The 23737-nt window shown below is 64.3% G+C and carries 16 protein-coding genes and 1 pseudogene; 13 read left to right on the forward strand and 4 right to left on the reverse strand.

What is annotated here, in order from left to right:
* The first annotated feature begins 13 nt into the window (after positions 1-13).
* The 13 genes from NKI29_RS10015 to NKI29_RS10075 all read left to right on the forward strand — a co-directional run bounded on the left by NKI29_RS10015 (position 14) and on the right by NKI29_RS10075 (position 16621).
* Positions 14-1414, forward strand: a complete 1401-nt coding sequence (locus NKI29_RS10015) for an APC family permease (RefSeq protein ID WP_292653875.1) — start codon at positions 14-16, stop codon at positions 1412-1414.
* Between the two features lie 46 nt (positions 1415-1460).
* Positions 1461-2141: a hypothetical protein gene (locus NKI29_RS10020; RefSeq protein WP_352569366.1), complete on the forward strand. Its 681-nt coding sequence runs from the start codon at positions 1461-1463 to the stop codon at positions 2139-2141.
* Positions 2138-2470: a hypothetical protein gene (locus NKI29_RS10025; protein WP_352575622.1), complete on the forward strand. Its 333-nt coding sequence runs from the start codon at positions 2138-2140 to the stop codon at positions 2468-2470. The genes NKI29_RS10020 and NKI29_RS10025 overlap by 4 nt, the downstream gene beginning before the upstream one ends.
* An 84-nt stretch (positions 2471-2554) precedes the next feature.
* Complete coding sequence (locus NKI29_RS10030; protein ID WP_023673986.1) at positions 2555-3448, forward strand: class II glutamine amidotransferase; 894 nt, start codon at positions 2555-2557, stop codon at positions 3446-3448.
* A gap of 4 nt (positions 3449-3452) precedes the next feature.
* Positions 3453-4187 carry a GltB/FmdC/FwdC-like GXGXG domain-containing protein gene (locus NKI29_RS10035; RefSeq protein ID WP_352453795.1) on the forward strand — a complete coding sequence of 245 codons (735 nt, stop codon included), beginning with the start codon at positions 3453-3455 and terminating at the stop codon, positions 4185-4187.
* Between the two features lie 6 nt (positions 4188-4193).
* A complete protein-coding gene (locus tag NKI29_RS10040; RefSeq protein ID WP_352796101.1) occupies positions 4194-5522 on the forward strand; it encodes an FMN-binding glutamate synthase family protein in 1329 nt (442 codons plus the stop codon).
* A gap of 33 nt (positions 5523-5555) precedes the next feature.
* The gene (gene glnT, locus NKI29_RS10045) at positions 5556-6863 is read left to right on the forward strand and encodes a type III glutamate--ammonia ligase (RefSeq protein WP_352796103.1); all 1308 of its coding nucleotides are present in this window, start codon (positions 5556-5558) and stop codon (positions 6861-6863) included.
* A 36-nt stretch (positions 6864-6899) separates the two neighbouring features.
* Entirely contained in the window at positions 6900-8153 is a 1254-nt protein-coding gene (locus NKI29_RS10050; RefSeq protein WP_352796105.1) for a sarcosine oxidase subunit beta family protein, read from the forward strand.
* Positions 8154-8170: 17 nt separating this feature from the next.
* Positions 8171-8446: a sarcosine oxidase subunit delta gene (locus NKI29_RS10055; protein WP_023673981.1), complete on the forward strand. Its 276-nt coding sequence runs from the start codon at positions 8171-8173 to the stop codon at positions 8444-8446.
* Positions 8446-11430, forward strand: a complete 2985-nt coding sequence (locus NKI29_RS10060; RefSeq protein WP_352796107.1) for a sarcosine oxidase subunit alpha — start codon at positions 8446-8448, stop codon at positions 11428-11430. The genes NKI29_RS10055 and NKI29_RS10060 overlap by 1 nt, the downstream gene beginning before the upstream one ends.
* On the forward strand, positions 11423-12052 hold the full coding sequence (locus tag NKI29_RS10065) for a sarcosine oxidase subunit gamma (RefSeq protein ID WP_352569359.1): 630 nt from the start codon (positions 11423-11425) through the stop codon (positions 12050-12052). The genes NKI29_RS10060 and NKI29_RS10065 overlap by 8 nt, the downstream gene beginning before the upstream one ends.
* Positions 12053-12325: 273 nt before the next feature.
* Positions 12326-14695, forward strand: coding sequence for a trimethylamine N-oxide demethylase (locus NKI29_RS10070; protein ID WP_352569358.1), 2370 nt, complete (start codon positions 12326-12328; stop codon positions 14693-14695).
* A 216-nt stretch (positions 14696-14911) separates the two neighbouring features.
* Positions 14912-16621, forward strand: coding sequence for a trimethylamine N-oxide permease (locus NKI29_RS10075; protein ID WP_352569356.1), 1710 nt, complete (start codon positions 14912-14914; stop codon positions 16619-16621).
* Positions 16622-16768: 147 nt separating this feature from the next.
* Here NKI29_RS10075 and msuE read toward each other — a convergent pair.
* The 4 genes and pseudogenes from msuE to NKI29_RS10095 form a co-directional block, all read right to left on the reverse strand.
* Positions 16769-17328, reverse strand: a pseudogene (gene msuE, locus NKI29_RS10080) (FMN reductase).
* A 115-nt stretch (positions 17329-17443) separates the two neighbouring features.
* Positions 17444-18799 carry an LLM class flavin-dependent oxidoreductase gene (locus NKI29_RS10085; protein WP_352569354.1) on the reverse strand — a complete coding sequence of 452 codons (1356 nt, stop codon included), beginning with the start codon at positions 18797-18799 and terminating at the stop codon, positions 17444-17446.
* A gap of 133 nt (positions 18800-18932) precedes the next feature.
* Positions 18933-20426, reverse strand: coding sequence for an aldehyde dehydrogenase family protein (locus NKI29_RS10090; RefSeq protein ID WP_352569353.1), 1494 nt, complete (start codon positions 20424-20426; stop codon positions 18933-18935).
* A gap of 70 nt (positions 20427-20496) precedes the next feature.
* A complete protein-coding gene (locus NKI29_RS10095) occupies positions 20497-23637 on the reverse strand; it encodes an efflux RND transporter permease subunit (RefSeq protein WP_023675996.1) in 3141 nt (1046 codons plus the stop codon).
* Positions 23638-23737: the final 100 nt, after the last annotated feature.

Raw genomic sequence — 23737 nt, forward strand, 5'->3', positions numbered from 1 at the left:
GGGGGATTGAACGATGACGATCACGGCTGAACCAGCGGTGCAAGTGCAAGGCGACAGGGTTTCACTGCTCAGGGTGCTCGGCCCCGCCCATGTCTGGGCGCTCGGTGTCGGCATCGTTCTGGTCGGCGAATTCACCGGCTGGAATTTCGCGGCGGACAAGGGCGGCGCGCTGGCGGCGCTGATCGTCTGCTGGATCGTCGGGCTGCTCTACACGTCGGTCGCGATGATCGATTCCGAAGTTACCTCGACGGTTGCCGCCGCCGGCGGCCAATATGCCCAGGCCAAGCACATTGTCGGGCCGCTGATGGCCTTCAACGTCGCGCTGTTCCTGGTCTTTGCCTATACCATGCTCGAAGTGTCGGACGCGATCCTGCTCGGCGACACCATCGTCGCCAAGGCCGGCGTCGAGGGCCTCAACCACAATTCCTTCATCGCCGCGACAATCGTCGTGCTGGCATGGCTGAACTATCGCGGCGTGCTGATGACGCTCAACGTCAATTTCGTCATCACCGCGATAGCCTATGTCTCGATCGTCATCCTGTTCTTCTCGGTCAGCCCGTGGACGCAAGGCGCCGTGCTCAAGCTGAACGAGTTGGTGACCCCGGGCAACGCCCTGCCCTATGGCTGGATCGGCGTCATCGCCGCCTTCCAGTTCGGCATCTGGTACTATCTCGGCATCGAGGGCACCACGCAGGCCGCCGAGGAAGTGCGCTCGCCGGCGCGCTCGCTGCCCTACGGCACGATGGCCGGCATGATCACGCTTCTGATCGCCGCCGCCATGACCTGGTATGTCTGCGCCTCGCTGATGCCCTGGGAATATCTCGGCATCACCTATTATCCGCTGTGGGACGCGGGCAAACTGACCGGCAGTGCGCTGCTGGAAAACCTGTTGTTCATCGCGACGCTGCTTGCCGCGCTCGCCTCCGCCAATGGCTGCATCAACGACGCCGCGCGCGCCTGGTTTTCGCTCGGCCGCGACCGCTATCTGCCGACCTGGTTCTCGGCGGTGCATCCGAAATACCGCACGCCCTATCGCTCGATCCTGTTTCTGCTGCCGATCGCGCTCGCCTTCGCCTTCATCGCCGACCTCAACCAGGCGATCACCTTCTCGATCCTGTCGGGCGTGCTGCAATATACCTTCATGAGCATCAACATCATCATGTTCAGGAAAAAGTGGCCGCTCGGCTCGATCCGCCGCGGCTACACCCATCCGTTCCATCCGCTGCCGGCGATCGTCTTGTTCTGCCTTTGCGTCGTCACCTTCTTTGCGATCTTCCTCGGCTTCGGCTCGCAGCTGATCGCCATGGTCGCCTTCTACTTCCTGATCTCGCTGTGGTTCCACTTCTACCGCTACAAATTCGTGCGCCGTGGTGCCCAGTTCACCATGCCGTGGCCGAAGCCGCAGGGCTACTGACGGCGCGCCCGGTCTGGGCGGGCATTTGCGTGACGAGGTGCGTTAGGTGATCTCAGCATTGCTCGCCGGGGCGGTTGCCCTGGCTCTCGTCCTCCATATAGCCTGGCTTGCGCGGGCCAGCCGCGCCAAGGCTTCGACCGGTCTTGCCGCCGACGAAGCCGGCGTCCGCGCCGTCATCCCCGACGTGGCCAACATCTCGGACGGCACTGCCGGCGTCGTTACCTTCGCCGGCTCGTGGAACGGCCGGCGGGTGCAGGTGCGGACCATCGTCGACACGCTGGCGATCAGGAAGCTGCCGGCGCGCTGGCTGAGCGTTTCGATCACCGAAAAGGTCGCGATACCAGGCACTTTCGATATGATGATGCGGCCGGGATCGCCGACGACTTTTTCCAATTTCGATCATCTCGTCCATCCGCTGCCGAAGGCGGCGGGGTTTCCGGCCGAGGCGGTGCTGCGGAGCGACCGCAAGGGCGTGCGCTTCCCCGAAGCCATCATCGCCGGCCACCTCGATATCTTTGCCGAGGAGCGCACCAAGGAATTGCTGATCACGCCGAACGGCGTGCGCATCGTCTGGCTTCTGGCCGAGGCCGAGCGCGCGCGTTACGGCGTATTCCGGCAAGCCGAATTCGGCACGGTCAGGCTCGATCCGGTGCTGATCGAGAGGCTGCTGTCGTCGGCTTCGGCGCTGCGCGATGCCATCAATCAAAGCGAACGGCAAGCGGCATGACCAGCCAGATCACCACCTCCCCCGCACCACCGAGCCCCTATCTGGTTCTGGGCGCTGCGATCGTCTTGCCGGCGAGCGGGCATGTCGTGCTCGGCGTGCCGGTGCGCGGCCTGCAATTTCTGTTCTTCATGGTGATCCTCGCCTGGGTCACCGCCAAGATCGCGCCGCCCGATGCCAGCTTCGTCGGCCGCCATGCCGGCGGCTTCCTGATCTATGCCCTATCGATCCTGGATGCCTACAAGATCGCCCGCATCCGCTATGCCAAATGGGCTCACAATGGCGGCCAGCGCGGCGATAGTGCGGCCGGCGGCGCCTCAGCCGAAATATAACGACAGGAAAATTTTTTTCATACCAATTGAATTCTCGGGACTCATTCGATACATCTCGGAGGGAACGAACTCGCGGAGGCTGACATGTGCGGAATCGTCGGACTGTTTTTGAAGGACAAGTCGCTCGAGCCCCAGCTTGGCGCGATGCTGTCGGAGATGCTGATCTCGCTCAGCGATCGCGGTCCCGACAGCGCCGGCATCGCCATCTATGGCGCGCCCTCCAGTGAAGCCAAGATCACCATCCAGTCGGCCAAGCCGGAGCGCGATTTCCGCGGCCTCGACGCCGAACTCGCCAAGGCAATCGGCGCGCCGGTGAGCATTGCTGCGAAGTCGACGCATGCGGTGGTCCGGACGACGCCTGCCAAGATCGACGAAGCGCGCGAGGCGATCCAGACGCTGCGCCCCGACATCCGCATCATGGGCGCCGGCGACGTCGTCGAAATCTACAAGGAAGTCGGCTTGCCCGAAGCGGTCGTCGACCGTTTCGGCGTCCGCGAGATGACCGGCACCCACGGCATCGGCCATACCCGCATGGCGACCGAATCGGCGGTGACGACGATGGGCGCGCATCCGTTCTCGACCGGCGCCGACCAGTGCCTGGTGCATAATGGCTCGCTGTCCAACCACAACAATGTCCGCCGCGAGCTGATCCGCGAAGGCATGACATTCGAGACCGAGAACGACACCGAGGTCGCTGCCGCCTATCTCTCCTCGCAGATGGCGCATGGCAAGAATCTGGGCGAGGCGCTGGAAGGCACGCTGAGCGATCTCGACGGGTTTTTCACCTTCGTCGTCGGCACCAAGAACGGCTTCGGCGTGGTGCGCGACCCGATCGCCTGCAAGCCCGCAGTAATGGCCGAAACCGACCAGTATGTCGCCTTCGGCTCAGAATATCGTGCGCTCACCAAACTGCCCGGCATAGACAATGCGAAGGTCTGGGAACCCGAGCCCGCAACCGTCTATTTCTGGGAGCATTGAACCAATGCCGGCAATTAACCTCTCCAAGGCGGCTCGCGAGCCGGGCCATGCGTCACGGGTCTTCGATCTGGCCGAAATGTCGCTGCGCGAGCTCAACCAGGCGCTGCACGATCTGGCGCCCGGTTCGAACGAGACCGCCTGGGAGGTGCTCCACCCGCGAGGCAGCCATTCGGTCGCCGTCGGCGTCGACCAGCCGGTCGCCATCGATGTGCGCGGCAGCGTCGGCTATTATTGCGGCGGCATGAACGACGGCGGCACCATCACCGTGCATGGCTCGGCCGGGCCCGGCGTCGGCGAGAACATGATGTCCGGCCAGATCGTCGTCAAAGGCGATGCCAGCCAGTATGCCGGCGCCACCGGCCGGGGCGGGTTGCTCGTTATCGAAGGCAACGCGTCGTCGCGCTGCGGCATCTCGATGAAGGGCATCGACATCGTCGTCCATGGCAATATCGGCCACATGTCGGCCTTCATGGCGCAGTCCGGCAACCTCGTGGTGCTGGGCGACGCCGGCGATGCGCTCGGCGATTCCATCTACGAGGCGCGGCTTTTCGTGCGCGGCAAGGTCGAAAGCCTCGGCGCCGACTGCATCGCCAAGGAGATGCGGCCCGAGCATCTCGAATTGCTGCAAGGCTTGCTCGACCGCGCCGGTGTGACCGGCGTCAAGGCGGCGGAGTTCAAGCGTTATGGCTCGGCTCGTACCCTCTACAATTTCAATATCGACAACGCCGACGCGTATTGAGGCTCAATGACCTATCGCAACCCGCCGACGACGCCGCGCAAATCCGCGACCTTCGACGACTACACGCTTTCCGAGATCCGCCGCGCCGCGGCGACCGGCATCTATGATATCAGGGGCGCCGGCGCCAAGCGCAAGCTGCCGCATTTCGATGACCTTCTGTTCCTTGGTGCCTCGATCTCGCGCTACCCGCTCGAAGGCTATCGCGAGCGCTGCGACACCAGCGTCGTGCTCGGGTCGCGCTATGCGAAGAAACCGATCGAATTGAAAATCCCGATCACCATTGCCGGCATGAGCTTCGGCTCGCTGTCCGGGCCGGCCAAGGAAGCGCTTGGCCGCGGCGCGACGCTGTCCGGCACCTCGACGACCACCGGCGACGGCGGCATGACCGAGGAAGAGCGCGGCCATTCGAAGACGCTGGTCTACCAGTATCTGCCGTCGCGCTACGGCATGAACCCGCGCGATCTGCGCCGTGCCGACGCGATCGAGGTGGTCGTCGGCCAGGGCGCCAAACCCGGCGGCGGCGGCATGCTGCTCGGCCAGAAGATCTCCGACCGCGTCGCCGAAATGCGCACGCTGCCGAAAGGCATCGACCAGCGCTCGGCCTCGCGCCACCCCGACTGGACCGGGCCGGACGACCTCGAGATCAAGATCCTCGAACTGCGCGAGATCACCGACTGGGAAAAGCCGATCTACGTCAAGGTCGGCGGCGCGCGGCCGTATTACGACACCGCGCTTGCGGTGAAATCGGGCGCCGATGTCGTCGTCGTCGACGGCATGCAGGGCGGCACGGCGGCGACCCAGGAAGTGTTCATTGAAAATGTCGGCCAGCCGACGCTTGCCTGCATCAGGCCGGCCGTGCAGGCGCTGCAGGATCTCGGCATGCACCGCAAGGTGCAGCTGATCGTCTCCGGCGGCATACGCAACGGCGCCGACGTCGCCAAGGCGCTGGCGCTCGGCGTCGACGCGGTGTCGATCGGCACGGCAGCGCTTGTCGCGCTCGGCGACAACGACCCGCGCTGGGAAGCGGAATACAACGAGCTCGGCACCACCGCCGGCGCCTATGACGACTGGCATGCGGGTCGCGACCCGGCCGGCATCACCACGCAGGATCCCGAGCTAATGAAACGGGTCGATCCGATTGCGGCCGGCCGACGGCTGGCGAATTATCTTAAGGTGATGACACTTGAGGCTCAGACAATCGCCCGCGCCTGCGGCAAGAACAGCCTGCACAATCTCGAGCCCGAGGATCTTGTGGCCTTGACGATCGAAGCCGCCGCCATGGCCGGCGTGCCGCTGGCCGGCACCAACTGGATACCGGGCAAGAACGGCTTCTAAGACAAACCAAATGCCAGTAAGCGAGGAACTATAATGGGGAACGATCTCGCCGCCTTCGCCAAGGAGAAGGGCGTCAAATATTTCATGATATCCTACACCGACCTGTTCGGTGGGCAACGCGCCAAGCTGGTGCCGGCGCAGGCGATCGCCGACATGCAGCGCGACGGTGCCGGCTTTGCCGGCTTTGCCACCTGGCTCGACCTGACGCCGGCGCATCCCGACATGCTGGCGGTGCCGGATCCGGCCTCGGTGATCCAGTTGCCTTGGAAGCCGGAAGTCGCCTGGGTCGCCGCCAACTGCATCATGGACGACAAATCGGTCGAGCAGGCGCCGCGCAACACGCTGAAGCGGTTGATCGCGGAGGCCGCTGGCGACGGCATGCACATCAAGACCGGCGTCGAGGCCGAATTCTTCCTGATCTCGCCGGATGGCAAGACGATTTCCGACGAATATGACACGGCGTCGAAGCCCTGCTACGACCAGCAGGCGGTGATGCGCCGCTACGATGTGATCGCCGAGATCTGCGACCACATGCTGGCGCTCGGCTGGGGCGCCTACCAGAACGACCACGAGGACGCCAACGGCCAGTTCGAGATGAACTGGGCCTTCGACGATGCGCTGGCGACCGCCGACAAGCATTCCTTCTTCAAATTTATGGTGAAATCGGTCGCCGAAAAGCACGGCCTGCGCGCAACCTTCATGCCTAAACCCTTCCAGGGCCTGACCGGCAATGGCTGCCATGCGCATATCTCGGTGTGGGACAAAGACGGCAAGACCAATGTCTTTGCCGATGATGCGATGGAGCTCGGCCTGTCGGCCAAGGGCAGGAATTTCCTCGGCGGCATCATGAAACATGCGTCCGCGCTTGCCGCCATCACCAACCCGACGGTCAATTCCTACAAGCGCATCAACGCACCGCGCACCATCTCCGGCGCCACCTGGGCGCCGAACACGGTGACCTGGACGGGCAACAACCGCACCCACATGGTGCGCGTACCCGGCCCCGGCCGCTTCGAGCTGCGCCTGCCCGACGGCGCGGCAAACCCCTATCTGCTGCAGGCCGTCATCATCGCCGCCGGCCTTGACGGTGTCCGCTCGAAGGCCGATCCCGGCCGGCGCTACGACATCGACATGTACCAGTTCGGCCATACGGTCGAAGGGGCGCCGAAGCTGCCGCTCAACCTGCTCGACGCATTGCGCGAATTCGACAATGACAAATCGCTCAAGACGGCGCTGGGTGAGGAATTCTCGTCGGCCTATCTAAAGCTCAAGCAGCAGGAATGGAATTCCTATGCTTCCCACTTCACCCAGTGGGAGCGCGACCACACGCTCGACATCTGATCCGGAATTGTTGCACGCCCGGCGCGAAACAGGTTCATGAAATACTCGATCTTCTCCCTCGCCCGGGCGGCATTTTCCGGCCATAAGAACTGGCAGCGCACCTGGCGCGACGCCAGCCCGAAGAGCCACTACGACGTGGTGATCATCGGCGGCGGCGGCCATGGCCTGGCGACGGCATGGTTCCTCGCCAGCGAATACGGCATCAGGAATGTCGCGCTGCTGGAAAAGGGCTGGATCGGCTCCGGCAATGCCGGCCGCAACACCACCATCATCCGCTCCAATTACGGGCTGCCCGGCAATACCGGCTTCTACGAGCTGTCGATGAAGCTGTGGGAGCGGATGGAGCAGGACCTCAACTACAACACCATGGTCAGCCAGCGCGGCGTCATCAATCTCTACCATTCCGACGCGCAGCGCGACGCCTATGCGCGGCGCGGCAACACCATGCGCATCAACGGCATCGATGCCGAACTGCTCGATCTGACGGCGGTCAGGAAGATGATGCCGTTCCTGAACTTCGACAACGCACGTTTCCCGGTGCAGGGCGGGCTTTTGCAGCGGCGCGGCGGCACGGCGCGCCACGACGCCGTGGTCTGGGGCTATGCGCATGCGGCGAGCGCGCTCGGGGTCGACATCATCCAGAACTGCGAGGTGACCGGTTTTGTCCGCGATGGCAGCGGCAAGGTGACCGGCGTCGAGACGAGCCGCGGCAGGATCGGCGCGGCCAAGGTCGGCATGGCGGTCGCCGGCTCCTCGTCGCGCGTCGCGGCGATGGCCGGCATGCGGCTGCCGATCGAAAGCCATGTGCTGCAGGCCTTCGTCTCCGAGGCGATCAAGCCGCTAATCCCCAATGTCATGACGTTCGGCGCCGGGCATTTCTACGTCAGCCAGTCCGACAAGGGCGGCCTGGTCTTCGGCGGCGATATAGACGGCTACAATTCCTACGCCCAGCGCGGCAATCTGCCTGTCATGGAAGACGTCTGCGAAGGCGGCATGGCGCTGATGCCGATGATCGGCCGGATACGGCTGCTGCGTCAGTGGGGCGGCATCATGGACATGTCGATGGACGGCTCGCCGATCATCGACAAAACACCGGTCGACGGGCTCTATCTCAACGCCGGCTGGTGCTATGGCGGCTTCAAGGCGACGCCCGGCTCCGGCCTGGTCTTTGCTCATCTTCTGGCGCGCGACGAGCCGCACAAGGAGGCTGCCCGCTTTCGTCTCGACCGCTTCCGGCGAGGTGCGATGATCGACGAAAAGGGCCAGGGCGCCCAACCGAACCTGCATTGAAGGCTGGCTGAAGAAGCATGCGCATTGTCTGTCCCTTCTGCGGCGAACGCGAACTCGGCGAGTTCACCTATCTGGGCGACGCCAAGCCGGTGCGTCCGGCGGCCGGCGCCACCGAAGACGAGGTCTTCGACTACGTCTATCTGCGCGACAACATCGCCGGGCCGATGAGCGAATACTGGTACCATGGCGGCGGCTGCCGGGCCTGGCTGAAGGTCGCCCGCAACACGCTGAGGCATGAGATTTCCTCCGTCGAGCCGGCGGCCGGCGTTGGTGCCGCCAAGGTTGGCGCCTGATGGTTGGCTCCGCGCAGATACATCGGCTGGAGAGCGGCGGTCTCATCGATCGCGCCGCGCCGCTGGCCTTCCGCTTCGACGGCAAGAGCTTTGCCGGCTTCCAAGGCGACACGCTGGCCTCGGCGCTGATCGCCAATGGCGTCAAGCTGGTCGGCCGCTCTTTCAAATACCATCGACCGCGCGGCATCCTGACCGCTGGTTCGGAGGAGCCCAACGCGCTGGTCGAACTGCGCAGCGGAGCGCGGCGCGAGCCGAACACCAAGGCGACCACGGCCGAACTCTATGACGGGCTCGAAGCCGCCAGCCAGAACCGCTGGCCGTCGCTGCGCCACGATCTGATGGCGGTCAATCAGCTGTTCGCGCCGATCTTCGTCGCCGGCTTCTACTACAAGACCTTCATGTGGCCGGCGAAATTCTGGGAAACGATCTACGAGCCAACGATTCGCCGCGCCGCCGGCCTCGGCCGCGCTGCAGGCGTCGCCGATCCCGACCATTACGACAAGGCGTGGGCGCATTGCGACGTGCTGATTGCCGGGTCCGGCCCGGCCGGGCTGGCTGCGGCATTGGCGGCTGGGCGCGGCGGCGCCCGCGTCATCCTGTGCGAGGAAGATTTTGCGCTTGGCGGCCGCCTGCTCGCCGACGGCGGCATGATCGACGGCGCGCCGGCGGCCGAATGGATTACGCGCACGCTGGCCGAACTCGCCGCACTGCCCGATGTCCGCATCATGACCCGCACGACATTGTTCGGCGTCTATGATGGCGGCACCTATGGCGCGATCGAGCGGGTCAACGACCACCTGCCCTCGCCGCCCGAGCACCAGGTGCGCCAGCGGCTGTGGCGGATCGTGGCGAAGCGCTCAATTGTTGCCGCTGGCGCCATCGAGCGGCCGATCGTCTTTGCCGGTAACGACACGCCGGGCGTGATGATGGCTTCGGCTATGCGGACTTATGTCGCGCGCTACGCGGTTACCCCTGCCAAGAGGATCGCGCTGTTCACCAACAATGAGGATGGCTGGCGCACGGTCGAGACCGCGCTTGGCGCCGGTTTGCAGATCGCGGCGGTCGTCGATGCGCGCCCGGACGTCTCCGCCGCGCATCGCGCGCTTGCCGCCAAAGGCGGCTTTGCCGTGCTCAACGGCTCGGTCAGCGGGGTCGAAGGCGGCAAGGACGGGCTCCGGAAAATCGTGGTGGCGCTGACCGGCGGCGCACGGGCGGAAGTCGAAGTCGACGGGCTTGCCGTGTCCGGCGGCTGGAATCCGGCGGTCGGGCTGACCTCCTATCATCGCGGCCGGCCGAAATGGCAGGACGATATCGCAGCCTTCGTACCGGATGGTGCGCCGCCCGGCATGGTGGCCGTCGGCGCCGCCAACGGCGCCTTCGGGCTGGGCGACTGCCTGCGCCAGGGCTTTGCCGCGGGTGCTGCGGCAGCGCAGGGTGCTGGACGCAGCGGCAATGCCGGCACATCGCCGGTCGCCGACAGCGAGGCGTTTTCGCTGACGCCGCTTTGGTATGTGGCCGGCAAAGGGAAAGCCTTCGTCGATTACCAGCATGACGTGACCGCGTCCGATATCGAACTGGCGCAGCGCGAAGGTTTCGAATCGGTCGAGCATCTCAAGCGCTATACGACGCTCGGCATGGCCACCGACCAGGGCAAGACCTCGAACGTCGCCGGTCTCGCCATCATGGCGGCAATCAGCGGCAAATCGATCCCCGAAACCGGCACGACGATCTACCGCCCGCCCTATGTGCCGGTCGCCATCGGCGCCTTCGCCGGCCATCATCGCGACGAAGACTTCCATGCGACGAGGCTGACGCCGTCGCATCACTGGGCAGCCGAACAGGGCGCGGTGTTCGTCGACACCGGCCTGTGGAAGCGGGCGCAATGGTATCCGCGCGCCGGCGAAAAGGACTGGCTGGAATCGGTCACCCGCGAGGTCAAGGCGGTGCGCTCCGGCGTCGGCTTCTGCGATGTCTCGACGCTCGGCAAGATCGACGTGCACGGCCCGGATGCCGGCGCCTTTCTCGACCGCGTCTACATCAACACCTTCTCCAGTCTCGCCGTCGGCAAAGCCCGCTACGGGCTGATGCTGCGCGAGGACGGCATCGTCTATGACGACGGCACGACGTCGCGGCTGGCCGAGGATCATTATTTCCTGACCACCACCACCGCCAAGGCCGGGCTGGTGATGCAGCATCTCGAATTCTGCCGGCAGGTGCTGTTCCCGGAATTCGACGTGCAGTTGACCTCGGTCTCCGACCAGTGGGCGCAATTCTCGATCGCCGGGCCGAAGACCCGGGACCTGCTTCGGGAAATGGTCGATCCGGCGGAGGATTTGTCGAACGAAGGCTTTCCCTTCATGGGGGCGCGGGAAGTTGCGCTTCGCGGTGGCATCAAGGCGCGGCTGTTCCGCATCTCGTTTTCGGGCGAAATGGCGTTCGAGATTTCGGTTCCCGCCCGCTATGGCGAGGCGCTGGTGCGCAATTTGATGCTGGCCGGCAAGCCGTTCGGCGTTACGCCCTACGGTACCGAGGCGCTCGGCGTCATGCGCATCGAAAAGGGCCATGTCGCCGGACCGGAGCTGAACGGCACGACGACGGCCGCCGACCTCGGCCTTGGCAAGATGATGTCGACCAAAAAAGATTTCATCGGCCGCGTCATGGCCGGCCGCGAGGCGCTGATTGCCCCGGACCGGCAGGTCGTCGTCGGCATCAAGCCCGTCGACAAGACGCGCCGCCTGCGCTCCGGCGCGCATATCATTCCGAAGGGCGAGACGCCCGGCCCCGATAACGACCAGGGCTACGTCACCTCGGTCTGCTTCTCGCCCATGCTCGACCAGTGGATCGGGCTGGCGCTTGTTGAGCGTGGCCGCGAGCGCATCGGCGAGATCGTCCATGCGCACGATCCGCTACGCGGCGAAGACTACGACGTCGAGCTGTGCAGCCCGGTCTTATACGATCCGGATGGAGGGCGCCAGCGTGGCTGAGTTTTCCTGGATTGCCCGCAGTCCGCTGGAGAAAGCGCTTGTTGTCGGCGCCTATGGCGCGCGCGGCACGGCGGCCGGCGTATCGCTCACCGAGATCCGCAATTTCGACCTGATCCAGGTGATGGCGCGGCGCGGCAAAGCGGCAGAACTGGCGAAGGCCGCCGAAACCCGCTTCGGCGTTGCCGCCCCGGAAACGCCCAAGGCGACCCGAACTCCCGACGCTAGGCTGATCTGGTCGGGACCGGATCAGTTCCTGGTCCTGTCCAATGGCGGCAAGCACGCGAGCGAACCGCTGAGCCAGGCGTTTGCGCAATCCGCCTCGTTGTCCGACCAGTCGCATGCGCGCGCGCTGATCAGCGTTTCCGGAGAAAAGGCGCGCGCGATGCTGGCCAAACTGTCGTCGCTAGACCTGCACCCCGCGGCGTTCCCGGCCGGCACCGCTGCGGCGACCTCGGTCGATCACACCAGCATCAATCTCTGGCGCGCCAATGACCGGCCGAACGGACAGGCGGTGTTCAATCTTCTGGTGTTCGCCACCTTCGCGGAAAGCCTGTGGCATACGATGCTGGACGCTGCCGCCGAGTATGGCGTCGAGATCGGGCATTCCGAGGAATTGGGGTAGGATTGTGCGCCACCTTCCCTTCTCCCCCTGTGGGAGAAGGTGGCCGAGCGAAGCTCGGTCGGATGAGGGGTGCTCCAGCTTGGCTATGACGGCACTCCGTCCAACACCCCTCAACCGTCTCGGCGCTGCGCGCCGATCCACCTTCTCCCACAAGGAGAGAAGGAAGAGGCGCGCGCGCCGCCTTCACTTGCCAACTCCGGCTCTTCTATCCTATTCTTCCCGCTAAAATAATTTCACACACAGGCAAACTTGTTTCTCGAAACCAAGGTTGAGATGAGCCAGTCGCCCTACCCCGCCGTCGTCGCCGGACCGCCCCGGCCGAGCCTGATCCTGCGGCCAGGCCAGATTACGCTGCCGGCCGGGATGGAGCGCTACTCGGTTCAGGGCAATGGTGCGGTGCTGATCGAGGTCGAGGCCGGCGACATTGTCACCGTGCGCGATGTCGAGGGCGGGCAGGCCTGCGAGCTGCTGGCATGGGACAGCAGCGACGCGACCGATCCCGGCATTCTCGGCGAGAAATCGAACAGCAATGCCGCCGGCATCAAGGCGCTGCTGGCCGAAGGCGACGACAGCCTCGCATCCTTGCGCCGGGGGCTCGAGCGGCGCCAGGTGCAGATCGACCAGGCGAAGGCGGTTCGCGTTTTCGGCGGCGCCACCCCTGCCGGTACCGAACAGGCTTTTACCGTCGCCCGCGATGGGTCGATGCTGATTGCCGCGCCCGGCGGGCCGATGCTGGTCGACGGCCACGATACGGCGACGCCGGTTAGCGTCATCGTCCGCCGCGCCACCATCCGCCCGGCGGCAAAATCCGGGCTTGCCGACCCGCTGGCCGATCCCGTGCTCGACCTGCGCGTCCATTCGGCGACGGCGGAGGCCTACTTCGTCAAGGCGGGCGACTATCTGCAGATCATCGATGTCGACGGGCGTCAATGCACCGACTTCCAGTGCTTTTCGGCGCGCAAGCTGGACAAGGGCCGCGATCATCCGCTCGACGTGACGACGACGCGCACGCTGATGGGTTCGAGCTATCCGATGCCCGGTCTGCACTCGAAATACTACGACCAGGACATGGAGCCGCTGGTCGAGGTTGTGCAGGACACTTGCGGCCGCCACGATGCATTCGCGCTCGCCTGCGCGGCCAAATATTACGACGACATCGGTTATCCCGGCCATCCCAACTGCTCGGAGAATTTCAACCGCGCGCTGGCCGACAAGGGTGTCACGCCTCGCGCCGGCTGGATGGCGATCAACTTCTTCTTCAACACGGCCATCGACGCGCATGGCGTCGTGGTATCGGACGAGCCGTGGTCGCGGCCGGGCGACTATGTGCTACTCAGGGCGCTCACGGACATCGTCTGCGTCTCGTCCGCCTGCCCCGACGATACGACGCCGGCCAATGGCTGGAACCTGACCGACATCCATGTGCGAACCTATTCCGGCCAGCACAAATTCTCGCGAGCGATCGCCAGACGCATGACGCCCGATTCGGAACCGAAAATGACCCGCGAGACCGCCTTTCATTCGAGCTTTGCCAAGCACACCCGCAACTTCGTCGAGTACAAGGGCTATTGGCTGGCCAATTCCTTCGCCAGGCAAGGCCCGATCGATGAATACTGGGCCTGCCGGCAGGACGCCGTGATCATGGACCTGTCGCCGCTGCGCAAGTTCGAGGTCACCGGGCCGGACTCCGAGGCGCTGCTGCAATACACGCTGACCCGCGACATCAAGAAGCTCGGCGTCGGCCAGATCGTCTATTCCGCCATGTGCTACGAGCATGGCGGCATGATCGACGACGGCACACTGCTCAGGCTCGGCAAGGATAATTTCCGCTGGGTCGGCGGCGACGATCTATCCGGCGAATGGCTGCGGGAAACGGCGCAAAAACTCGGCCTCACCGTGCTGGTGCGCTCCTCGACCGACCAGATGCACAATGTTGCCGTGCAGGGACCGAAAAGCCGCGACATCCTGCGGCAGATCATCTGGACCTCGCCGCTACAGCCGTCGATCGACGAGCTCGAATGGTTCCGTTTCGCCGTCGCCCGCATCGGCGGCGGCAACGGCATTCCCGTCGTGGTGTCGCGCACCGGCTACACCGGCGAGCTCGGCTATGAGATCTGGTGCCATCCGCGCGACGCCGAAAAGGTGTTCGACGCGATCTGGCAGGCCGGCCAGCCGCACGGCCTGAAGCCGATGGGGCTGCAGGCGCTCGATATGGTACGCATCGAGGCCGGGCTGATCTTTGCCGGCTACGAGTTTTCCGACCAGACGGATCCGTTCGAGGCCGGCATCGGCTTCACCGTACCGCTGAAGACCAAGAGCGACGATTTCATCGGCCGCGAGGCGCTGATCCGGCGCAAGGAAAACCCGCAGAAGAAGCTGGTCGGCCTCGACATCGACGCCAATGTCGCCGTCGGCCACGGCGATTGCGTGCATGTCGGCCGGGCCCAGATCGGCGTCGTCACCTCGGGCATGCGCTCGCCGGTGCTGAACAAGACTATCGCGCTGGCCAGGCTCGACGTCGCGCATTCGGCGATCGGCACCGAGGTCGAAATCGGCAAGCTCGACGGCCACAGCAAGCGGCTACCGGCGCGCGTCGTCGCCTTCGCCCATTACGACCCGCAAAAGACCAGGCCGCGCTCGTGATCGACGCTGCCTGGTTCTTCCCTTCTCACACAAGCGCAATGTGCACAGCGTCACAAAGCGCTTGACGTGAAAGCGCGTTGGGTCAATCTTCACTGCTAAGAAAAAAATACTACTGAGCGGAAAACGCCTGGGGCCGTTCAACGTGAGCGTCGATGACGCCTCGCGAGATTGCGGCTGTTGCCGATGGGGAACATCAAAAATGGGGAATCCACGTAAATGAGCACGATAGTCACCACCTTGGTGCCGCCTGCCGAAGGGCAGCTGCACCGGAACATCGATTGGCGCGGCGCCTTCTGGGTGGCAAGCGGCGTTCCGGCCCTTGTCCTGTTTTCGATCGGCGGCATCGCCGGCACCACCGGAACACTGGCCTTCCTGATCTGGGCCGTATCCATGGTCATGGGCTTCCTGCAGTCCTTCACCTATGCGGAGATCGCCGGGCTGTTCCCGAACAAATCCGGCGGCGCCTCGGTCTACGGCGCCACCGCGTGGCTGCGCTATTCGAAATTCATCGCGCCGCTTTCGGTGTGGTGCAACTGGTTCGCCTGGTCGCCGGTGCTGTCGCTCGGCTGCTCGATCGCCGCCGCCTATATCCTCAACGCACTGGCGCCGGTGCCGCTGTTCACCGACACTTCGCCGGAAGTCGCCGCCTATATTGCGGCCCATGCCGGAACCAGCGCCGCTGACGCCATCACCGCGGTCACCGCGGCGGCGACGCCGGCGATCCGTAACTGGACGCTCTACGGTCACACGCTTGGCCCGGTTTCCTTCACCTTCAACGCAACCTTCTTCATCGGCGCGGTGCTGATGCTGATCATCTTCTCGATCCAGCATCGCGGCATCCTGGGCACGGCCAACGTGCAGAAATATATCGGCCTGCTGGTGATCATCCCGATGCTCATCGTCGGCGTGGTGCCGATCGTCACCGGCCAGATCAACTGGGCAAACTTCTCGCCGCTGGTGCCGCTCGCGGCAGCCTATGCGCCGGAGCCCGGCGCATGGAACATCGCCGGCTGGACGCTGGTGCTCGGCGGCATGTTCATCGCGGCATGGTCGACCTACGGCTTCGAGACCGCGGTCTGCTACACCTCCGAGTTCAAAAACCCGGGCACCGATACCTTCAAGGCGATCTTCTACTCCGGCCTGCTATGCATGCTGCTGTTCATCCTGGTGCCGTTCACCTTCCAGGGCGTGCTCGGCTTGAACGGCATGCTGGCGACGCCGATCGTCGACGGCTCCGGCGTTGCCGATGCGCTGGCCGGCATGGTCGGCGGCGGACAGCTGATCCACAGCCTGCTGGTGATGCTGATGATCCTGGCCCTGGTGCTCTGCATCATGACGGCGATGGCCGGCTCCTCGCGCACGCTCTATCAAGGTTCGGTCGACGGCTGGCTGCCGCGCTATCTCAGCCATGTCAACGAGCACGGCGCCCCGACGCGGGCGATGTGGACCGACCTGATCTTCAACCTGATCGTGCTGGCCATCGCCTCGGCCGACGCAACGAGCTTCTTCTTCATCCTCGCCGTGTCGAATTGCGGCTACATCATCTTCAACTTCCTTAACCTCAATGCCGGCTGGATTCACCGCATCGACAATGGCCACATCGCGCGGCCATGGAAGGCGCCGAGCTGGCTGCTCGGCCTCGGCGCGATCTTTGCCTACGTCAACGCGGTCTTCATGGGCGCCGGCGCCAAGGTGTGGAACCCGATGGCATTGTGGGCCGGGCTGATCACGGCAGCCTTGATCATCCCGGTGTTCTGCTTCCGGCACTACATCCAGGACAAGGGCAGATTCCCCGACCACATGCTGGCCGATCTCGGCATGAGCTCGTCCGACCTTGCGGTGAAAAAGGCGGGGATGCTGCCCTATCTGACGCTGGTCGCCGGCGTCGTGGTGATGCTGCTCGCCAACTGGCTGTTCGTCATCTGACGGCTTGCCTTGAGAATCGGGCGCGCAAGGCGCGCTCGATCCCTGCATTTTGTTCTTGCTTTGTGCCGGCAGCTATGCTACTAACTTTGGTATGGTGCTGATTCGCCCCGAGACCCGCCGCCGAGGCGGGTTTTTTCTTTTTAGGGGCTATTCGGCAGCGGTGCCAGCGCGGGAGCGACCGCCAAGCGCTGCACCGATATCCTCGATCACCTGTCCGACGCGCGCCTGGATCGTCTCGGACGCAAGCACGCCGTCGATGAAATCCCTGTCCGAAGCGTAGATCGCGGTCGGCAGCGTAAAGGCCTCGAAGAAGCCGAACAGCGGTCTCAGCTGGTGCTCGATGATCAGCGCATGCCGGTCGCCGCCGCCGGTCGCCAGCAGCACCACCGGCTTGCCCCTGAGCGCCGTTGGGTCGACAAGATCGAAGAAGTGCTTGAACAGGCCGGTATAGCTGCCCTTGTAGGTGGGCGAGCCAACGACGAGCACGTCCGCCGCGACGACGCGCTTGAGGATATCGCCCGCTTGCGCATCCAGTTCACGCGCCCATTTGGCGCCACCGAGGCTGGGCCGAGGTCGACGACGTCATGCGTGCTGGCGGCCAGGCCATATCTGCCGGCTACCTCGTTCACGATACGATCGACGAAGCCGCGCGTCTTGGACGGCCGGGTGAAATTGCCTGAGAAACCGACAACGGCCGGATTGGTCATGATGCAAAGCCCTCGCGATGATTTCGGGCTGCCAGCCCGCTGCTCATGACCCTATGGACATTCGGACCGAACGAAAAGAACGGATGCTTGCCACGGTCTAAAATCATTACCGGTTCTAACCAGCTTTGCGGATCGCTGCCGTCTCAGGTTGGAAGAACCGGTTTGGCGGCCGCTTCAGGCCAAGATTTTCGCGCAGGGTCGATCCTTCGTATTCGCTCCTGAAAATGCCGCGCCGCTGCAATTCGGGCACGATTTTCTCGACGAAATCATCCAATCCGGCGGGAAGATAGGGGAACATGACGTTGAACCCGTCCGAGCCTTCGGTGACCAGCCATTCCTCCATCTCGTCGGCGATGGTTTTCGAAGTGCCGACGAAGGCAAGACCGGAATAGCCGCCCAGCCGCTGCGCAAGCTGCCTGACGGTCAGGTTTTCCTTGCGCGCCAGTTCGATGACGCGCTCGCGGCCGCTCTTGCTGGCGTTGCTTTCCGGGATTTCGGGCAAGACTGAATCCGGATCGAACCGCGACGCGTCGTGGCCGAGCGCGATCGACAGCGAGGCGACGCCGCTCTCGTAATAGACGAGGCTGTCGAGCTTGGCCCGCTTCGTCTGCGCCTCCTCGACGGTCTCGCCGACAATGACGAAGGCGCCGGGCAGGATCTTGATGTCGTCGCGCGACCGGCCAAGTTTTTGCGCACGTTTCTTGACGTCGGCAAAGAAGCGCTGCCCCGAGGCGAGATCGGCATGGGCGGCGAAGATCACCTCGGCCGTTTCCGCGGCGAGCTGCCGTCCGGCCTCCGACGCGCCGGCCTGCACGATGACCGGCCAGCCCTGCACCGGCCGCGCGATATTGAGCGGTCCCCGCACCGAAAGATATTCGCCCTTGTGGTCGAGCACATGCAGCTTCGCCGGATCGAAATAGAGCCCGCTTTCGGCGTCGCGGATGAAGGCATCGTCGGCAAAACTGTCCCACAGGCCGGTGACGACATCGTAAAACTCCCGCGCCCGGCGATAACGCTCGTCGTGCTCGACATGCTCGTCGAAGCCGAAATTCAGCGCGGCGTCGGGATTGGATGTGGTGACGATATTCCAGCCGGCGCGCCCGCCGCTGATATGGTCGAGAGAGGCGAAACGACGGGCGATGTGGTACGGCGCGTCGAACGTCGTCGAGGCGGTTGCGATCAGCCCGATACGATCGGTGACGGCGGCAAGCGCCGACAACAGCGTGAACGGCTCGAAGGACGTGACCGTGTGGCTGCGCCGCAGCGCCTCGATCGGCATGTTGAGCACGGCCAGGTGGTCGGCCATGAAGAAGGCGTCGAACTTCGCCGCTTCCAGCCTTTGCGCGAAGTGCTTGAGATGCGCGAAATTGAAGTTGGCGTCGGGATAGGCGCCCGGGTAGCGCCAGGCGCCGGTATGAAGGCTGACGGGCCGCATGAAAGCGCCAAGCCGCAATTGTCGATTTTCTGCCATGGAAAAACGCACCGATGACGACGAGCGTAACGCTCCAATTGCTCGAGCATGGGATGGCTTTGCGGCCATGGGAAGGAATTCTGTTTTGCAAAACCGGCGTCGGGGAGCATTTTTTGTGCGGGCGGCGGACCGATCAATCGATCTTGATGAACACGCCCTTGGTGTTGAGATATTCGGCGAGGTGCTCGGCGCCGCCCTCGCGGCCGTAGCCGCTCATCTTGTAGCCACCGAAGGGCACGGCCGGATCGATCGCGTGATAGGTGTTGACCCAGACCGAGCCGGCGCGGATCTTTCGCGACAGCTGGTGGGCGGTGGCGAGATTTTGGGTGCAGACCCCTGCAGCCAGGCCGTAAGGCGTGTTGTTGGCCCGCTCGACCGCCTCGTCCAGAGCATCGAACGGCAAGGCTGAAATCACCGGCCCGAATATCTCCTCACGGGCGATCTTCATGTCGTCCGAGACGCCGGCAAAGACAGTCGGCGCGACGAAATTGCCGGCGGCAAGTGCGCCTTCCACAAGCCGGGTGCCTCCGGTGACGAGTTTCGCCCCTTCCGCGGTGCCGGCCTCGAGGTAACCGGTGACCCGTTGCAGCTGCTTTTCGGAGACGAGCGGACCGATCTCGGTCGCCGGGTCGATGCCGTCGCCGACCCTGAGACCCTTGGCGTATGCCGCGAGCCGCTCGACGAACTCGTCATGGACGGCGCGTTCGACGAAAAGGCGCGAACCGGCGATGCAGATCTGGCCGGAATTGGCGAACACCGACATCGCCGCCACCGGCACCGCCTTGTCGAGATCGGCATCGGCGCAGACGATGACCGGCGACTTGCCGCCGAGCTCCAGCGAGACGCGCTTGAGGTTGCCGGCCGAGGCCCGCACGATCGACTGGCCGGTCGCCGTCGAGCCGGTGAAGACGATCTTGTCGACGCCCATATGCTCGGCGAGTGCGGCACCTGCCTCGGTGCCGGTGCCGGTGACGATGTTGACGACGCCTTCCGGAACGCCGGCCTCGTTCATGATGTCGGCGATCAAAAGCGGCGTCAGCGGCGCCTCTTCCGATGGTTTCAGCACGATGGTGCAACCGGTCGCCAGCGCCGGGCCGATCTTCCAGATCGACGCCGCCGTTGGCGCGTTCCAGGGAATGATGGCGCCGACGACGCCGACCGGCTCCTTGCGGGTGAAAGAGACGATTTCGCCGGGCAGCGAGTTGTCGATCGTCTCGCCGTGCAGCGCCGTCGCCATGCCGGCATAGTAGCGCAGCATGCCGATGACGCGGTTGCGATTGGCGCGGGTGCGTATGATCGGCATGCCCATGTCGGTGGTGTCGGAGCGGCTGATCTCTTCCCAGTGCTTTTCGAAGAGGTCGGCGATCCTCAGCAGCAGCACCTGCCGCTCATAAGGCTTGAACCGGCTCCACGGGCCCTCGAACGCCTTGCGCGCAGCAGTCACCGCCGAGTCGATGTCCTGCCGGTCGGCGCGCGGCACCGTGGCGATGACCGCGCCGGTGGCGGGATTGCGGCTCTCCGTGGTCCGGCCGGAGCGGGCATCGACCCAGCCGCCGCCGATGAACATCTGGCGATGGCGCCCGTCGATCGGCAGCCGCAGCGGTGCCTTTGTCTGAGCCATGGTCATGACGGTCCTCCTCCGGCGCCTACGCCTGGTGGGCGGATTAAACCGCCGGAGGTCACATTTGCCAACAGCTCTATTCGGCCGCCAGGGCCAGTTGCGGCCTTTCGCTTTCTTCTGCCACCTTGGCCGCCTCTTCCGTTGCCACCACCTTCTTGGGCTCCCTGCCGAAGAACAGCGCATAGGCTGCCGGCAGGACAAGGATGGTCAGCACCGTGGCGACGAGAATGCCGCCCATCATGGCGTAGGCGAGCGGCCCCCAGAAGACGCCGCGCGAGATCGGGATCAGCGCCAGCACCGCCGTCAGCGCCGTCAGCACGATCGGCCGGAACCGGCGCACCGCCGAGCCGATGATGGCCTCGGAGCGCTCCACGCCGGCGGCGATGTCCTGGTCGATCTGGTCGACCAGGATGATCGAGTTGCGCATGATGATGCCGAGCAGGGCGATGACGCCGAGGATGGCGACGAAGCCGAACGGCGCGCCGCTGATCAAAAGTGCCGCGGCCGCGCCGATGATGCCGAGCGGACCGGTGGCCAGCACCAGCATGGCCTTGCCGAAATGCTGCAGCTGGATCATCAGCAGCACGACGATGACGGCCAGCATGATCGGCGCTTTCGCCGCAATCGAGGCCTGGCTTTCGGCCGCATCCTCGGCGCCGCCCTGGATCTCGATCTTGTAGCCGGGTGCGAGGCTGGCGCGCAGGCCCTGCATCTCGCTGTACATTTTCATGGCGACATCGTTCGGCTGCACGCCGTCCGGCAGCGTGGCGCGCACGCTGATGGTCGGCAAGCGGTCGCGCCGCCATTCGACGCCTTGCTCCAGCACCGGGACGATCTTGGCGACCTGCGACAGCGGCACGGAGCCACCGAAATCGGTCGGGATGTAGACGGAGTCGACCGCCGACAGCAGGTGACGGCTTGCCTCCGGCTCACGGGCGACGATCGAAACCGTCTCCTCGCCGTCGCGGAAGTCATCGAGCGGCGCTCCCGACATGGTCGCCTGCAGTATCTGGCGGATGCGCTGCGAGGTGACGCCGAGCGCACGGGCGCGATCCTGGTCGATCACCAGCTTCATCGCCGGCACCGGCTCCAGCCAGTCGTCGTGGATGGCGCCGAGCAGCGGATTTGCCTGGAACTTCGCCTTCACCTCGTCGGCGATGCGGCGCACCTCCTGGCGATCCGGACCCATGACGCGCATCTGCACCGGCCAGCCGGTCGGCGGACCAAGGAACAGGCGATCGACCTTGGCGCGGATCGATGGGAAATCCTCGGCCAGGATGGTGCGCAGCTTGACGATCAGCCGCTCGCGGGCTGGTTCGTCATTGGCCATCACCAGAAGCTGGGCGAAGTTCGGGTTGCGAAGCTGCTGGTCGAGCGGCAGGAAGAAGCGCGGCGCGCCTTCGCCGATATAGGTGGCGATGAAGCGCTTGTCCTTGTCGTCCATCATCCTGGCTTCGAGCGCCTTGGCCTGGGTCTCGACTTCCTTGATGCTGGTGCCTTCCGGCAACCAGAGGTCGACAAGGATTTCCGGGCGCGACGATTGCGGGAAGAAATTCTGCGGGATGAACTGGAACGCCCACAGGCTGGTGGCAAACGTCATCAGCGTCATCACCAGGACGATGATGCGGTGGCGCACCGCCCATGCAACGGTCGAGCGAAGACGGCGGTAGAAGCGCGTGTCGAAGACATCGTGATGGTTGCCGGCGTGCTTGCGCTGCTTCAGGATCATGTGGCCGAGCCATGGCGTGAAATAGACCGCCGCGAACCAGGACACGATCAGCGCGATGCCGACGACGTAAAAAAGGGTGCGCACATATTCGCCGGCGGTCGAGGCAGCGAACCCGACGGGAATGAAGCCGGCCGTCGTGATCAGCGTGCCGGTCAGCATCGGGAAAGCGGTCGAGGAGTAGGCGAAGCTCGCCGCCTCGACCTTGACCAAGCCTTCCTCTAGTTTTCGCTCCATCATTTCGACGACGATCATCGCGTCGTCGACCAAGAGCCCAAGAGCGATGATCAGCGCGCCGAGCGAAATGCGCTGCAGGTCGATGCCGAGCTCGTACATGATGGCGAAGGTGGCGGCCAGGACCAGCGGAATGACGATCGCGATCACCAGGCCCGAGCGCCAGCCGATCGACAGGAACGATACAAAAAGCACGATCAGCAGCGCTTCGCCGAGCGCTTCCATGAACTCGCTCACCGCCTCCTTCACGACATGCGGCTGGTCGGAAATCTGATCGACCGAAACGCCATAGGGCAGCGCCTCTTCGAAGCGCTTGTAGGTCGCTTCGACGTCCTTGCCGACGTCGGTGACGTTGAAGCCCTTGGCCATGACGACGCCGAGCTGGACGCTGTCGTGTCCGTTGAAACGGTACTTGCGCTGGTACGGATCCTCGAGGCCCGAGGTCACGGTGGCGATGTCGCCGAGGCGCGTCACCTGGTTGCCGGCGCGCAGGCGAAGCTCGCGGATGTCGGCCGCCCTGGTGACATCGCCCTCGACCGAAATGCGCACCGAACGCTGGCCGGTGTCGACCGAACCTGCCGGGTCGACATTGTTCTGGCCTCGGATCGCATTCTGCAGGTCGGTCAACGTCAGGCCACGTTCGGCAAGCGCCTTGGATGAAACGTCGATGTAGAGTTTTTCCGGCTGGTCGCCGATGATCACGGCCTTCTCGACACCGGGCGTCGTCAGCAGCATGTCACGCGCCTGGATGGCGAATTTCTTCAGCTCGGGATAGCTGTAGCCGTCGCCGCTGATCGAATGCAGGGTGATGAACGTGTCACCGAATTCGTCATTGAAGTAAGGCCCAAGCAGCCCCTGCGGCAGCTCATTGGCGATATCGCCGACCTTCTTGCGCACCTGATAGAAAGCATCGGCGACCTGCGCCGGATTGGTGTCGCCCTTGACCTGCAAGGTGATGATGGCGCTGCCGGCGCGGGTGTAGGAGCGGACGAAATCGAGGTGCGGCGTTTCCTGCAGCTTGCGCTCGATCTTGTTGACGACCTGGTCCTCCATCTCCTTGATCGAGGAGCCTGGCCAGATCGCCTGGACGACCATGACGCGGAAGGTGAAATCGGGGTCTTCCTTTTGGCCCATGCGCATCAGGCCGAGCGCACCGGCCACGATGATCAGCCCGAACAGGAAGCGGGCAATGCTCGGATGGCCGATTGCCCAGCGCGAAAGATTGAAAGACCGCTTTTCATTGGTGTCGATGGTCATCGGCGTCAGTCCGTTTCAATTTGATCAACAGAGCACGCGCTTTCGCATGCCCAAGGAACTTCCGATGTGGGCTTCCGGGCGGCGTGGCTTTCCGAGTTGA

This window comes from Mesorhizobium sp. M0678, assembly GCF_040320505.1.
GTDB lineage: Bacteria > Pseudomonadota > Alphaproteobacteria > Rhizobiales > Rhizobiaceae > Mesorhizobium.

Bases quoted from the DNA above. Each gene is read 5' to 3' on its own strand.
- glnT (WP_352796103.1), top strand. From the start codon at position 5,556: ATGGGGAACGATCTCGCCGCCTTCGCCAAGGAGAAGGGCGTCAAATAT.
- NKI29_RS10090 (WP_352569353.1), bottom strand. From the start codon at position 20,426: ATGACCATGGCTCAGACAAAGGCACCGCTGCGGCTGCCGATCGACGGG.
- NKI29_RS10095 (WP_023675996.1), bottom strand. From the start codon at position 23,637: ATGACCATCGACACCAATGAAAAGCGGTCTTTCAATCTTTCGCGCTGG.
- NKI29_RS10025 (WP_352575622.1), top strand. From the start codon at position 2,138: ATGACCAGCCAGATCACCACCTCCCCCGCACCACCGAGCCCCTATCTG.
- NKI29_RS10015 (WP_292653875.1), top strand. From the start codon at position 14: ATGACGATCACGGCTGAACCAGCGGTGCAAGTGCAAGGCGACAGGGTT.
- NKI29_RS10055 (WP_023673981.1), top strand. From the start codon at position 8,171: ATGCGCATTGTCTGTCCCTTCTGCGGCGAACGCGAACTCGGCGAGTTC.
- NKI29_RS10075 (WP_352569356.1), top strand. From the start codon at position 14,912: ATGAGCACGATAGTCACCACCTTGGTGCCGCCTGCCGAAGGGCAGCTG.
- NKI29_RS10070 (WP_352569358.1), top strand. From the start codon at position 12,326: ATGAGCCAGTCGCCCTACCCCGCCGTCGTCGCCGGACCGCCCCGGCCG.
- NKI29_RS10085 (WP_352569354.1), bottom strand. From the start codon at position 18,799: ATGGCAGAAAATCGACAATTGCGGCTTGGCGCTTTCATGCGGCCCGTC.
- NKI29_RS10050 (WP_352796105.1), top strand. From the start codon at position 6,900: ATGAAATACTCGATCTTCTCCCTCGCCCGGGCGGCATTTTCCGGCCAT.
- NKI29_RS10035 (WP_352453795.1), top strand. From the start codon at position 3,453: ATGCCGGCAATTAACCTCTCCAAGGCGGCTCGCGAGCCGGGCCATGCG.
- NKI29_RS10060 (WP_352796107.1), top strand. From the start codon at position 8,446: ATGGTTGGCTCCGCGCAGATACATCGGCTGGAGAGCGGCGGTCTCATC.
- NKI29_RS10040 (WP_352796101.1), top strand. From the start codon at position 4,194: ATGACCTATCGCAACCCGCCGACGACGCCGCGCAAATCCGCGACCTTC.
- NKI29_RS10030 (WP_023673986.1), top strand. From the start codon at position 2,555: ATGTGCGGAATCGTCGGACTGTTTTTGAAGGACAAGTCGCTCGAGCCC.